Source organism: Pseudomonas multiresinivorans (genome assembly GCF_012971725.1).
GTDB classification, from domain to species: Bacteria; Pseudomonadota; Gammaproteobacteria; order Pseudomonadales; family Pseudomonadaceae; genus Pseudomonas; species Pseudomonas multiresinivorans.
Genome location: NZ_CP048833.1, coordinates 581865 through 594043 on the forward strand (window position 1 = coordinate 581865; position 12179 = coordinate 594043).

The 12179-nt window shown below is 66.1% G+C and carries 11 protein-coding genes; 6 read left to right on the forward strand and 5 right to left on the reverse strand.

The window, feature by feature from the left end:
* Positions 1-214: 214 nt before the first annotated feature.
* Positions 215-1609 (reverse strand): MocR-like ectoine utilization transcription factor EhuR, encoded by a 1395-nt coding sequence (ehuR, locus tag G4G71_RS02720; protein ID WP_169935312.1) that lies wholly within the window; start codon positions 1607-1609, stop codon positions 215-217.
* A 407-nt stretch (positions 1610-2016) separates the two neighbouring features.
* Here ehuR and ehuB point away from each other — a divergent pair, with 407 nt between their 5' ends.
* The 4 genes from ehuB (at position 2017) to ehuA (ending at position 5142) form a co-directional block, all read left to right on the forward strand.
* A complete protein-coding gene (ehuB, locus tag G4G71_RS02725; RefSeq protein WP_169935313.1) occupies positions 2017-2871 on the forward strand; it encodes an ectoine/hydroxyectoine ABC transporter substrate-binding protein EhuB in 855 nt (284 codons plus the stop codon).
* Between the two features lie 77 nt (positions 2872-2948).
* Complete coding sequence (gene ehuC / locus G4G71_RS02730; protein ID WP_169935314.1) at positions 2949-3605, forward strand: ectoine/hydroxyectoine ABC transporter permease subunit EhuC; 657 nt, start codon at positions 2949-2951, stop codon at positions 3603-3605.
* Positions 3605-4261 carry an ectoine/hydroxyectoine ABC transporter permease subunit EhuD gene (gene ehuD, locus G4G71_RS02735; RefSeq protein WP_024765019.1) on the forward strand — a complete coding sequence of 219 codons (657 nt, stop codon included), beginning with the start codon at positions 3605-3607 and terminating at the stop codon, positions 4259-4261. Before ehuC ends, ehuD begins: the two co-directional genes overlap by 1 nt.
* 56 nt (positions 4262-4317) lie before the next feature.
* Positions 4318-5142 carry an ectoine/hydroxyectoine ABC transporter ATP-binding protein EhuA gene (ehuA, locus tag G4G71_RS02740; protein WP_277352235.1) on the forward strand — a complete coding sequence of 275 codons (825 nt, stop codon included), beginning with the start codon at positions 4318-4320 and terminating at the stop codon, positions 5140-5142.
* A 132-nt stretch (positions 5143-5274) separates the two neighbouring features.
* On the opposite strand, the gene G4G71_RS02745 is transcribed toward ehuA, so the two are convergent.
* The 3 genes from G4G71_RS02745 to G4G71_RS02755 all read right to left on the reverse strand — a co-directional run bounded on the left by G4G71_RS02745 (position 5275) and on the right by G4G71_RS02755 (position 8035).
* Complete coding sequence (locus tag G4G71_RS02745; RefSeq protein WP_169935315.1) at positions 5275-5541, reverse strand: PilZ domain-containing protein; 267 nt, start codon at positions 5539-5541, stop codon at positions 5275-5277.
* A 57-nt stretch (positions 5542-5598) separates the two neighbouring features.
* Positions 5599-6912 (reverse strand): Nramp family divalent metal transporter, encoded by a 1314-nt coding sequence (locus G4G71_RS02750; RefSeq protein ID WP_169935316.1) that lies wholly within the window; start codon positions 6910-6912, stop codon positions 5599-5601.
* Positions 6913-7147: 235 nt separating this feature from the next.
* Positions 7148-8035, reverse strand: coding sequence for a lysophospholipid acyltransferase (locus tag G4G71_RS02755; protein ID WP_045214198.1), 888 nt, complete (start codon positions 8033-8035; stop codon positions 7148-7150).
* Between the two features lie 157 nt (positions 8036-8192).
* Here G4G71_RS02755 and G4G71_RS02760 point away from each other — a divergent pair, with 157 nt between their 5' ends.
* The gene (locus G4G71_RS02760; RefSeq protein ID WP_169935317.1) at positions 8193-10184 is read left to right on the forward strand and encodes a VIT domain-containing protein; all 1992 of its coding nucleotides are present in this window, start codon (positions 8193-8195) and stop codon (positions 10182-10184) included.
* The gene (xrtQ, locus tag G4G71_RS29890) at positions 10181-11518 is read left to right on the forward strand and encodes an exosortase Q (protein ID WP_205896256.1); all 1338 of its coding nucleotides are present in this window, start codon (positions 10181-10183) and stop codon (positions 11516-11518) included. The genes G4G71_RS02760 and xrtQ overlap by 4 nt, the downstream gene beginning before the upstream one ends.
* Here xrtQ and G4G71_RS02775 read toward each other — a convergent pair.
* Positions 11515-12069: a DNA-3-methyladenine glycosylase I gene (locus G4G71_RS02775; RefSeq protein ID WP_169935318.1), complete on the reverse strand. Its 555-nt coding sequence runs from the start codon at positions 12067-12069 to the stop codon at positions 11515-11517. The two genes, xrtQ and G4G71_RS02775, sit on opposite strands and share 4 nt — an antisense overlap.
* Positions 12070-12179: the final 110 nt, after the last annotated feature.

A 12179-nucleotide genomic window follows, 5' to 3' on the forward strand; every position in this document is an offset into this window, starting at 1 on the left:
GTACTAGGACGATGTCGTCTTAAGCAGTGATTTCCGCATGACGGGGCGCAAGAGCCCTACGAAGCCGGCGGAAAAAGGGCTGAGGCTCGCGCAGAATATTTCGAGTAGGAGCGGACTTCGTCCGCGATCGGCATCCGGCGCGTGCGGTAATCATCGCGGACGAAGTCCGCTCCTACGCGCGCCGGAGGTTCGGCATGTAGGAGCGAGTCCGGTGTCAGAAATCGTGAATCTTCGGGTACTGCCCGAACAGCTCGCGCATGTCCTCCAGCGCGGACGCCATGCGCTCGTCGCTGCATTCGGCGCCCATGCACAGGCGCACCGCGCGCGGCCTGGGCGTGCCGCGCACCATGAACGGATCGGGTGGCGTGACAGCGATGTGCCGGTGGCGCAGCTCGCGCACCAGGCTGTCCAGCTCCCAATGCTCGGGAATGCCGATCCAGGCGCTGAGGGAATGCGGATCGCAACCGCGCAGGTGCTCGCCAAGATGGTCGCGCACCAAGCCCTGGCGCTTCTCCAGCACCTGGCGCTGCAGGCCGATCAGCGCCTGGGCGTTACCGTTGCGAATCCACCGTGAGGCGACTTCCGCCAGCAACGGCGTGGCCATCCAGCTGTTCACCCGCAGGATGCTTTCGGTGCGCAGCGCCAGCCGCCGCGGCATGGCCAGGTAACCGATGCGCAGGCCAGTCAGCACACTCTTGGTGAAGCTGGTGCAGTAGAACGACAAGTCCGGCAGGTAGTGGCTGAGCGGTGGCGGGCGGCGCTCGCCAAGCAGCGGGCCGTAGACGTCGTCTTCGATCACGTGAACGCCGTAGCGCTGGGCGATAGCGGCGATCTCGCGGCGGCGCGAGTCGGGCATCAGGCAGGAGGTCGGGTTGTTCAGGTTGGGCGTGCAGACCAGCGCGGTGATGCGCTCGTTCGCGCAGAGGTCTTCGAAGTGCTCGGGGTCGATGCCCTGCTTGTCGATATCCACACCCTTCAAGGTAAAACCCAGCACCTGGGAATTGCCGATCACGCCGTGGTCGGTGAGCTGTTCGCAGAGCACCACATCGTCCGGCCCGGCCAGTGAGGCGAGCGCGAGGAAGATGCCGTGGGCCGCGCCGTTAGTGATCAATACGTCATCGCGCTCGCGCTGCAGGCCCAGCTGCGCCAGCCACTGCACACCGGCATCGCGGTGCGCATCAAAGCCGGCGACCGGGCGGCAGGCGCGCATCCAGGGCTGGTCGGGTTCCTGCGCCAGCGCGCGACAGGTGTCCTGCCAGAGGCGGTCGTGCTCGCGGGTGTGGACGATGCTGGCAATGGAGAAATCCACCAGCGCGCGCTCGGGGTGGTCGACCATGTAATGGGCCATGCCCTCGGTCATCCGCCGCGAGACGAAACTGCCGCGCCCCACCTCGCAGCGCACCAGGCCCTGGCGCTCCAGTTCCTTGTAGGCATTGGTCACCGTTTGCACGCTGATCCCCAGGCCATCGGCGACGTGGCGCTGCGGCGGCAGGCGCTGGCCATCGCTCAGGCGGCCCTGCTCGATGTCGCCGGCAATGGCCTGCACCAAAGTCTTGTACTTGGATTCGCCGACCCGCAGGTCGGCCAGGGCGCGACGCCAGGCTTCCATCTTCAGCGCTCCGTCTGGTCAGGGGTGCAGAGTGACCGACCAGCACACCGGCGGCAATTGTCCTAGTGCAATGTCGATAAAGAAGTGGCTTGCGTATGCTCGGGCGCAGGACACCGCGTGGCACACCGGGCCCCATTGTCAGGCCCGCGCAGAAAAAACCGCCGGATGCGTTCGTCGCGACGGTGGCTTTTTCCCGCCGCGCAGCTGTCGATCGGGAAGAGCCGCAAGGCGCCCGGCCTTAGTCTGGCGTCGAGCTTCTCGGCAATGTCTGCGACAGAGCCGAGAGAACTTCGGAAGGCCCCACCCAGGGCCCGACCTACAAGAACAACAGTCGTACGACATTGCTACCTGCCATCCATCGCCGCGCGCCATGAGCGTTCGGCAAGAGAAGTCCAGGAGATCCGAAGATGAGTACCGCCCCTGTTTTCCTGCGCCGCCTGAGCCTCGCCTGTACCCTCGCCGCCGGCGCCCTGGCCAGCGCCGGCAGCTACGCCGAAACCACCCTGGAACGTATCCAGAGCACCGGCACCGTGCGCATCGGCTATGCCAACGAAGCACCCTTCGCCTACACCGAGACTTCCGGCAAGGTCACCGGGGAATCCCCGGAAATCGCCACGCAGATCTTCACGAAAATGGGCGTGAAGAAGATCGAGCCGGTGCTCACCGAATGGGGCGCGCTGATCCCCGGCCTGCGCGCCGGCCGCTTCGACGTGATCGCCGCGGGCATGTACATCACCCCGCCGCGTTGCCAGCAGGTGATCTTCACCGACCCGCACTACCAGATTCCCGACACCCTGCTGGTGAAGAAGGGCAACCCGAAGAACCTGCACAGCTACGCCGACGTGAAGAACAATCCGGACGTGAAGCTGGCGATCATGTCCGGCACCGCCGAGATGGGCTACGCCCGCGCCGAAGGCGTAGCGGAAGAGCAGATCGTCCAGGTGCCGGATACCACCGCGCAGTTGCAGGCCGTGCGCGCCGGCCGCGCCGATGCCAGTGTCGGCACCGCGCTGACCATGAAGGGCCTGGCTGCCAAGGGCGGCGACGCGGTGGAAGCCATCAGCGACTTCAAGGACGACCCATCGCACATTGGCTACGGCGCCCTGGCCTTCCGCCCGGAGGACAAGGACCTACGCGACGCGGTGAACCAGCAGCTCAAGGGCTGGCTGGGCGGCGCCGAGCACCTGGCGACGGTGAAACCGTTCGGCTTCGACAAGTCCAACGTCACCGACAAGACTGCTGCCGAGCTCTGCAAACAGTGACCGTCGCGGGCGCGCGCCTGCCATAGGACGCGCCCGGCCGGCCATTGAGTCGAACCTGTCGTTACAGGATGCGCATCATGGGTGAATTACTTCCTCTGCTGCTGGAGGGCGCCTGGGTCACCGTCCAGGTGACTGTCTTCGGTTCCCTGCTGGCGGTGGCCGCCGCCATTCTTGCCGCGCTCGGCCGGCTCGCGCCGTGGCCGGCGGTACGCTGGCTGGCGATCGGCTACATCGAGCTGTTCCGCGGCACTTCGCTGCTGGTGCAGCTGTTCTGGCTGTACTTCGTGCTGCCGCTGCCGCCGTTCAATCTGGAGATGAGCGCCTACAGCGTGGCGATCATCGGCCTGGGCCTGCACATCGGCGCCTATGGCGCGGAAGTCATGCGCGGCGCCATCGGCTCGGTGCCCAAGGGGCAGTACGAGGCGGCGCTGGCGCTGAACATGACACCGTTCACGCGCTTTCGTCGGATCATCCTGCCGCAGGCGCTGCTCTGTGCGATTCCGCCGGGCACCAACCTGCTGATCGAGCTGCTGAAGAACACCTCGCTGGTGTCACTGATCACCCTCTCGGACCTGACCTTCCGCGCACGCCAGCTGGACCAGGCGACCTTCGAGACCATGAAGATCTTCGCCCTCACCCTGGTGCTGTACTTCGTCCTGGCCCAGCTCATCGTCTTCCTCATGCGGCGCCTGGAGCGCTGGCTGGGGCACGGCCGCATCCACGGAGGCCTGTGATGAAACTCTTCGACTGGGACTTCGCCTGGCAGATCCTGCCGCAACTGCTGCACGCGTCGCTGCGCACCATCGCCATCACCCTGGTGGGCTTCGCCCTGGCGGTGGTGTTCGGCCTGCTCTTCGCCATCGCCCGGCGCAGCCGCCACGCCTGGCTGTCTTGGCCGGCGGCCTGGCTGATCGAATTCATCCGCAGCACGCCGCTGCTGATCCAGGTCTATTTCCTGTTCTACGTGCTGCCGCTCTACGGGCTGAGCATGACCGCACTGGTGGCCGGCACCCTGGGCATCGCCCTGCATTACGCCTGCTACACCGCCGAGGTCTACCGCGCCGGCCTGGAAGCAGTGCCGCGCGGGCAATGGGAGGCGGTCACCGCGCTGAACTTCTCGCCCTTCAAGGCCTACCGCGAAGTGATCCTGCCCCAGGCCATCCGCCCGGTATTGCCGGCGCTGGGCAACTACCTGATCGCCATGTTCAAGGACACCCCGGTGCTCTCTGCGATCACGGTGGTGGAAATCATGCAGCAGGCGAAGAACATCGGCTCCGACAGCTTCCGCTACCTGGAACCGATCACCCTGGTCGGGGTGTTCTTCCTGCTCATCTCCATCAGCCTGGCCAGCGTCGTGCGCCAGGTGGAAAAACGCACGGCGCTGCCATGACTGACACTTCCGGAGGAAAACCGATGACTGTTCATTCCCTGCAAACTGCCGGGGCGATGTCCTCCCGCGTAGCCACCCAGGATTCGCCGGCCGCGCGCGCCGAGGCAGCCCAGCCCATGGTCAGCTTCCGCAACGTGTGCAAGAGCTACGGCAGCTTCAGCGTACTCAAGGACCTCAACCTGGAAGTGGGCGCCAACGAGAAGGTCGCCATCATCGGCCCCAGCGGCTCGGGCAAGTCGACCCTGCTGCGCGCGCTGATGACCCTGGAGACCATCGACAGCGGCGTGATCGAGGTGGACGGCGAACCGCTGACCCACCTCAAGCGCAACGACGCCCTGGTGCGCGCGCCGGAAAGCCACGTGCGCAAGGTGCGCAGCAAGATCGGCATGGTGTTCCAGAGCTTCAACCTGTTCCCGCACATGAGCGCACTGCGCAATGTAATGGAAGCGCCGGTACAGGTACTCGGCATGCGCCGCGACGAAGCGCGCGAGCGGGCGGTGGAACTGCTGGAGATGGTCGGCCTGGGCAACAAGCTCGAGCACTATCCTTCGCAGCTTTCCGGCGGCCAGCAGCAGCGCGTGGCCATCGCCCGCGCGCTGGCGATGAGACCCAAGGTGATGCTGTTCGACGAGGTGACCTCGGCGCTGGACCCGGAGCTGTGCGGCGAAGTGCTCAACGTGGTGCGCAAGCTGGGCGCCGAGCACAACCTGACGATGCTCATGGTCACCCACCAGATGGGCTTCGCTCGCGAGTTCGCCGACCGCGTGTGCTTCTTCCACCAGGGCAGCATTCTCGAGCAAGGCAGCCCGCAGCAGTTCTTCGGCAACCCGAAGCACGAGCGGACGCGGGCGTTCCTGAGTGCGGTGAACGAGGCGAATTGATGGATTCGGGTGACTTGTCTCACCTGTAGGAGCGAGGGGGCGCCTAGCCCTTGCTCGCGAACCTGGACTCCGCAGCAGGGGCTGTTCGCGAGCAAGCTCGCTCCTACGAAGAGCCGGTTCCGGAAAGGTATTTCAGGCGTTGCCGACGAAGCGGAAACCCGCGCCCTCGGCGTCGGTGCGCATCACTTCCATCTCCAGGATCGGCGCATCGAAGGGCATGTCCTGCACCTGGCCGGTGACCCGCGTCCCCGCGGGCAGCGCGGCGAGCACTTCATGGCGAACGTAGACGCCGCCGTCCGACAAGTCACGGGTATGGCCGAACACGTCGCCGAAGTCGGGGTGACTGATCTTGATCCGGCACTTCATCGGGGTCCGCGGGTACTGCCTTTGGTTGGCCATGGATGGCATCCGTCCTGAATGTCAGCGCATTAATGGGCCTCAAACCCATGGGTCAGGTCAAGCCAGCAGTTGCAGCAGCAGCCAGAGATTGGCGGCGCTGATGACGCAGAACAAGCTCCACGCCAGCACGCGGGTCAGCAGGCTGTTGACGAACTCGCCCATCAGCGCGCGGTCGCTGGTGAAGCGGATCAGCGGCCAGAGCGCGAAGGGCAGTTGCAGGCTGAGCACCACCTGGCTGAGCACCAGCAGCTTGCCGATCGCCTTGTCGCCCAGCATCAGCACGCCAATCAATGCCGGGATCAGTGCCAGCGCGCGAGTGATCAGGCGGCGCTGCCAGCAGGGAATCTTCATCTGCAGGAAGCCTTCCATGATCACCTGCCCGGCGATGGTGCCGGTAAAGGTGGAACTCTGCCCCGAGGCGAGCAGTGCAACGCCGAAGAGGATCGCGGCAAGCCCGGTGCCCACCAGCGGTTCGAGCAGGCGGTAAGCGTCCTGGATTTCGGTGACGCCGGTGTGGCCGGTCTCGTGGAAAGCGGCGGCGGCGAGGATCAGGATCGCCGCATTGATCAACAGCGCGAGGCTCAGCGAAACCACGGTGTCGATGCGCGTCAGGCGGATAGCGGCGGCCTTGCCGTTGCTGCCGCTGACCTGGCGCGTCTGCACGATGGAGGAGTGCAGGTAGAGATTGTGCGGCATCACCGTGGCGCCAAGGATGCCGACGGCGAGGTACAGCGGCTCGCGTTGGCTGATGGCGTCCCAGCTGGGCAGGAAGCCGGCGGCGACGTCCGGCCAGTGTGGTTTGATAAGGATCAACTCGACCAGGTAGCAGCCGCTGATAGTGATGATCAGGCCGAGCATGATCGCTTCCAGATGGCGGAAGCGCTGGCCCTTGAGGCCGAGCACGATGAGCGTGTCGAAGGCGGTGAGGATGACGCCGGTGACCAGGTCGACACCCAGCAACAGGTGGAAGGCGAGGGCGCAGCCGAGCACTTCGGCGAGGTCAGTGGCGACGATAGACAGTTCCGCCAGCAGCCATTGCAGGCGCGCTCCGCCCAGGCTGTAGCGACTGCGCGACAGCTGCGCCAGGTCTTGCCCGGTGACAATGCCCAGGCGCATCGCCAGGCATTGCAGGACCATGCCGGCGAGGCTCGACAGCAGCACCACGAACAGCAACTGATAGCCGAAGCCCGAACCGGCTTCGATGGCGGTGGCCCAGTTGCCCGGGTCCATGTAGCCGATGGAGACCAGCAGGCCGGGGCCGGCGAACTGCAGGATGCGCTTCCACAGTGGCGCGCTGGCCGCGACCTGGATGCTGCCTTTGACTTCCGAGGGGCAGAACGGCGCGGTGGCGGTGGTCGGCAGGCCGAGCATGCTGGTTCTTCCTGGCTTGTGAGCGGGCGCCTTGCCCTCTCCCTAACCCTCTCCCTGAAGGGAGAGGGGACTGTCCGACATGCTCGGTCACTCGGGAGCTCGCCGGCAACAAAGGCTCCGGCGAAATCCTGGACTTGCCGCCGGCAGAGACTGGCTCTCTCTCCCTTCAGGGGGGACGCCTAGTCAGAGAGCTGGGGAGAGGGAGCTCCCGGGGAACGCTAAAGCATCAAGCAGCTCAGTACCACTTCGCCTCGCCTTCGGGCCGCTTCTTGAAGCGCTTCATGGTCCACATGTACTGGCTCGGATAAGCGCGCACGTACTTGGCCAGCTCGCGGCTGAGCGCTGCCACGGACACTTCCATGTCCTTGTCGTACATGTCCGCCGGCGCGGCTTCAAGGATCACCTTGTAGCCGCTGCCATCGGGCAGGCGCACGGCGTGGAAGAACACCCCGCGCGCCTTGCCGCGCGAGAGCAGGGACGGCACGAACTTGCTGGTCAGCGCCGTGGTGCCCAGGTAAGGCACGAACAGGCCCGAGCCGAGGTCCGGTTCCGGATCGCAGGGAATACCGACGCAGCCGCCGTTCTTCACTTCCTTGATCACGCTCTTGATGCCTTCGGGCGTGGACGGCGCGACGCGGTTGCCCAGTTGCACGCGCTGTTTCTTCAGCAGGTCGTCCACCGCCTTCAGCTTGGGCGGGCGGTAGAAGATGATCGGCTTGGCGTAGGAGCAGTAGAAGTGGTTGAGCACTTCCCAGTTGCCCAGGTGGCTGGTGATGCCGACCAGGCCGTCCCCGGAGGCCAGCGCTTCTTCCAGCACCTCCATGCCTTCGACTTCGCGGATGTACTGCAGCGATTTCTGTGGCGACCACATCCAGGCGCAGGCGCTCTCGGTGAGCGTGCGGCCGATGTCCATCAGGCTCCGGCCGACGAGTTTCTCCAGCTCGGCCTCGGACAGCTCGGGGAAGCAGTGCGACAGGTTGATCCGCACGATCTCGCGGGAGCGGTTGGGCAGCTTCCACATCAGCCAGCCAATGCCCGCGCCCAATGCGCCCACCGCGCGCCACGGCAGCATGGCGAACAACCGCAGGAAGCCCACCACCAGTGCGCCCTTGAATTTCTCCACGGAAAACTCCTTCAAGCAGATGGCGGCCATTGTAGCCGCTCGCGCCGGCATTTCGGGCGCCATCGAGGCTCCACACAATCTCCACCCAGCGAGCACATTGCGCCCACGGCGCGCGCGCAACCTGCGGCCATCCGATCCATAGGCCCGGAGGCCCGCGATGCGTACCCGACCCTTACTTGCACGGTTGTGCTGCCTGCTGATGGCCATGAGCGCCAGCCTGGCGGCGTTGGCCGACGAAGGCAGCGCCTTGAATGAAAACAATGCCAGCCCCTACTTCTTCGTCGAGAGCACCGACGCATCCGTCGATGCACTCCCGCTCAAGGCGACCCGCGTGGATGCCCGCGTGCTCGGCAACATCGCCGAGGTGACGGTGACCCAGGAATATCGCAACCAGGGCGCGACGCCGCTGGAAGCGCGCTATGTTTTCCCCGCCTCGACCCGCGCTGCAGTCCACGGCATGACCGTGCGCCTTGGCGAACGGGTGATCCAGGCGCAGATCCGCGAGAAGCAGAAGGCCCAGGCCGAGTACCAGCAGGCCAAGAGCGCGGGCAAAACCGCCGCGTTGCTGGAGCAGGAGCGCGAGAACGTGTTCCAGATGCAGGTCGCCAACATCCTGCCCGGCGACGTGGTGCAGGTAGAGCTGCGCTACAGCGAGCTGCTGGTGCCCACTGACGGACGCTACCAGTTCGTGTTCCCCACCGTGGTCGGCCCGCGCTACAACGGCAAAGGCACTTCCGGCAGCGGCAACCAGCCGTGGATCTCGACGCCCTACCTGCAACAGGGCCAACCCTCGGCCACGCAATTCGCCCTGCAGATGGAGTTGCTCGCGCCGGTGCAGATCGGCGAGATCGCTTCGCCCTCGCACCACATCGACATCCAGCGTGACGGTCAGCGCGCCACCCTCCACCTGGCCGCCGACGAGGCCACCGGCAACAACCGCGACTTCATCCTCGACTACCGCCTGGGCGGCGATCAGGTGCAAAGCGGCCTGCTGCTGTCGCACGGCGCGCAGGAGAACTTCTTCCTCGCCATGGTCACGCCACCGCGCGCGCCGGATACCAAGCTCATCGTGCCGCGGGACTACGTGTTCATCGTCGACGTGTCCGGCTCCATGAACGGTTTCCCGCTGGACACCACCAAGGCCCTGCTGCGCGACCTGATCGGCCGCCTGCGGCCCAGCGACACCTTCAACCTGCTGCTGTTCTCCGGCGACAACCGCAAGCTCGCCGACACCTCCCTGGCGGCCACGCCGGCCAACCTCCGCCGCGCCACCGACATGCTCGATGGCGAGCAAGGCGCCGGCGGCACCGAACTGATGCCGGCCCTGCGGGAAGCGCTGGCGATGCCCACCGCCCCGGAGCGTTCGCGCAGCTTCGTGGTGATCACCGACGGCTTCGTCAGCGTCGAAAGCAGCGCCTACCAACTGGTCCGCGAGAACCTGAACAAGGCCAACCTGTTCGCCTTCGGCATCGGCAGCTCGGTGAACCACAGCCTGATTGAGGGCCTGGCACGGGCAGGGCAGGGCGAGCCCTTCATCGTCACCGACCAGCGTTCGGCCGGCGAGCAGGCCGAACGCTTGCGCCGCATGATCGACAGCCCGCTGCTGCAAGGTATTCACGCAAGCTTCGAAGGGCTGGAGGTCTACGACGTCGAACCCCAGCAACTGCCCGACCTCTTCGCCAACCGCCCGCTGGTACTGTTCGGCAAATGGAAGGGCGAGCCCCGCGGCGAACTGCGCATCGACGCCCACTCGGCGGACGGCCCGTTCCAGGCGCGCCTGCCCATCAGCACTACCAGCCTCGACGAAAACGGCGACGCACTCGCTCACCTCTGGGCGCGCAAACGGCTGGCCAGCCTGATGGACCAGGAAGCCCTCGATGGCGGCTTCGAGTTCAGCTCGCAGATTCTCGACCTCGGCCTGAAGTACCAGTTGCTCACTCCTTACACCTCGTTCATCGCCGTCGACCAGCAAGTGCGCAACGCCGATCCGCAGGCGAGCAAGTCCGTCGACCAACCGCTGCCGCTGCCCCAGGGCGTGAACAACAGCGCCATCGGCAGCACGGTGCCGGGCACACCCGAACCCGGCGTCTGGGCCATGCTGCTGCTCGCCGGCCTTGGCGCATGGTGGTGGCGGAGGAAAGCGGCATGACGCGCCGCCTGCCCGGCTGGAGCTGGTTGGCACTCGCCGCGCTCGCCGCCTGGCCCAGTTGGTTGTGGGCGGTACGCCGGCTGGGAGATGGTTCGGACGATCCGCTGGGGATCATCGCCCTGGCAGCGCTGGGGCTGTTGCTCTGGCGCGACCGCTCCGGCCAGCGGGCGCAGCCACGCCCGACCTGGCTGGCGCTCGCGGTGGCCTTGCTGCTGGTGGCGGCGCTCAGCCAGTCGCTGCTGCCGCCGCTGTTGCGCGGGCTGGTCTCGGTGCTGGCGCTGTTGCTGGTGATCCTCAGCCTGCGCTCGCCCGATCAACCCTGGCTGTCCTGGCTCGGCCTGGGCTTCCTGTCGCTGCCGCTGCTGTCGTCGCTGCAATTCTTCGTCGGTTATCCGCTGCGGGTGATCACCGCCGAGGTCAGCGCCTGGCTGTTGCGCCTCGGCCCCTGGTCGGTGGAGCGCCAGGGCAGTGCGCTGCTGATCGATGGCCAGTGGGTAATGGTCGATGCGCCCTGCTCGGGCATCCAGATGGCCTGGGTCGGCTACTTCACCGCCTGCACGCTGGCGGCCTGGCTGCGGCTGCCGGATCGGTTGCTACTGCGCCGGTTGCCGCTGGTAGGCATGCTGGTGCTGGGCGGCAATATCCTGCGCAACACGCTGCTGGTGTGGGGCGAAAGCGGGGCGAGCGGATTTCCCGGCTGGGCTCACGAAGGCGTCGGCTTGCTGGTGTTCGCGGCGGTGTGCGGGATGATCCTGCAGGTGATCGGGCGGCGTTCATTCGACGCGCCTGCGCTGGGCGAGGCGGCATGCTCCACGGCACCGGCAAACGTCCAGGCAACTTTCCTGGGCGCATTGCTGCTGGCGATGGTCTGGCCGCTGTTGGCGCCGGGTTCCGCCTCCGCAAACGCGATCGCCCCTCACGAATGGCCGGCGCAGTTCGAGGGTCGCCTGTTGCGGCCGCTCGCTCTTTCTCCGGTGGAGCAACGCTTTGCCGAAGACTTCCCCGGCCGGCTCGGCCGCTTCACCGATGGCCAGCGCAGTATCGTGCTGCGCCAGGTGCTGCGGCCGACGCGCAAGCTGCACCCGGCGGAAGACTGCTTCCGCGCCGTCGGCTACCGCGTCGAGCAGACGCAACTGCGCAAGCGAGTGGGAGCGGAAGGTTTGCAGCGCTGCTTCGTCGTCACGCGCGACGGCGTGAAGTTGCAGGTCTGCGACTACATCCAGGACGCTGCCGGCCAGTCCTTCTCCGATACCTCGGCCTGGTACTGGTCGGCGCTTTCCGGGCGCTCCACGGGACCATGGCTGGCGGTCACCCTGGCCAGCTCGCTGCCTTAGGCGCGGGTCAGCTGGGTGTAGCGGTCGCAGTCGGTGGTGTGGTCCATCACCATGCCGGTGGCCTGCATGAAGGCGTAGCAGATGGTCGGGCCAACGAAATTGAAACCGGCCTTGCGCAGCGCCTTGCTCATGGCCTCGGCCTCGGGCGTCACTGCCGGCACCTGGCCGCGTTCGCTGAAGTGATTGATCTTCGGCTTGCCGCCGACGAAGGACCAGAGGAACGTCACCGGGTCTTCCAGCTCCAGCCAGGCCCGGGCGTTCTGCCGCGCCGCCTTGAGCTTGGCGAAGTTGCGGATGATGCCCGGGTCCTGCATGCGCTCCTCGATCTCCTCGTCGCTCATGCGCGCCAGGCGCTCGGGATCGAAGCCGAACAGCACCTCGCGGTAGCGCTCGCGCTTCTTCAGCACGGTGATCCACGACAGGCCCGCCTGCGCGCCTTCAAGGATGAGCATCTCGAATAACGCCTGCGGATCGCGCTGGGGCACTCCCCATTCGGCATCGTGGTAGGCGATGTACAGCGGGTCGTCGTTACACCAGAAGCAACGAGGCATGGCGGTCGTCCTGACAGAGAAAGCCCGACTATAGACAATTCACTGTATGAAAATACAGTCATCCGGCAAATTTTCCGGTCGATTCGTGAACTCCCGCCGGGCGGCCGGAA

Excerpts from the sequence above, each read along its gene's own strand:
- ehuR (WP_169935312.1), bottom strand. The coding sequence starts at position 1,609 with ATGGAAGCCTGGCGTCGCGCCCTGGCCGACCTGCGGGTCGGCGAATCC.
- ehuB (WP_169935313.1), top strand. The coding sequence starts at position 2,017 with ATGAGTACCGCCCCTGTTTTCCTGCGCCGCCTGAGCCTCGCCTGTACC.
- ehuC (WP_169935314.1), top strand. The coding sequence starts at position 2,949 with ATGGGTGAATTACTTCCTCTGCTGCTGGAGGGCGCCTGGGTCACCGTC.
- ehuD (WP_024765019.1), top strand. The coding sequence starts at position 3,605 with ATGAAACTCTTCGACTGGGACTTCGCCTGGCAGATCCTGCCGCAACTG.
- ehuA (WP_277352235.1), top strand. The coding sequence starts at position 4,318 with ATGTCCTCCCGCGTAGCCACCCAGGATTCGCCGGCCGCGCGCGCCGAG.
- G4G71_RS02745 (WP_169935315.1), bottom strand. The coding sequence starts at position 5,541 with ATGGCCAACCAAAGGCAGTACCCGCGGACCCCGATGAAGTGCCGGATC.
- G4G71_RS02750 (WP_169935316.1), bottom strand. The coding sequence starts at position 6,912 with ATGCTCGGCCTGCCGACCACCGCCACCGCGCCGTTCTGCCCCTCGGAA.
- G4G71_RS02760 (WP_169935317.1), top strand. The coding sequence starts at position 8,193 with ATGCGTACCCGACCCTTACTTGCACGGTTGTGCTGCCTGCTGATGGCC.
- xrtQ (WP_205896256.1), top strand. The coding sequence starts at position 10,181 with ATGACGCGCCGCCTGCCCGGCTGGAGCTGGTTGGCACTCGCCGCGCTC.
- G4G71_RS02775 (WP_169935318.1), bottom strand. The coding sequence starts at position 12,069 with ATGCCTCGTTGCTTCTGGTGTAACGACGACCCGCTGTACATCGCCTAC.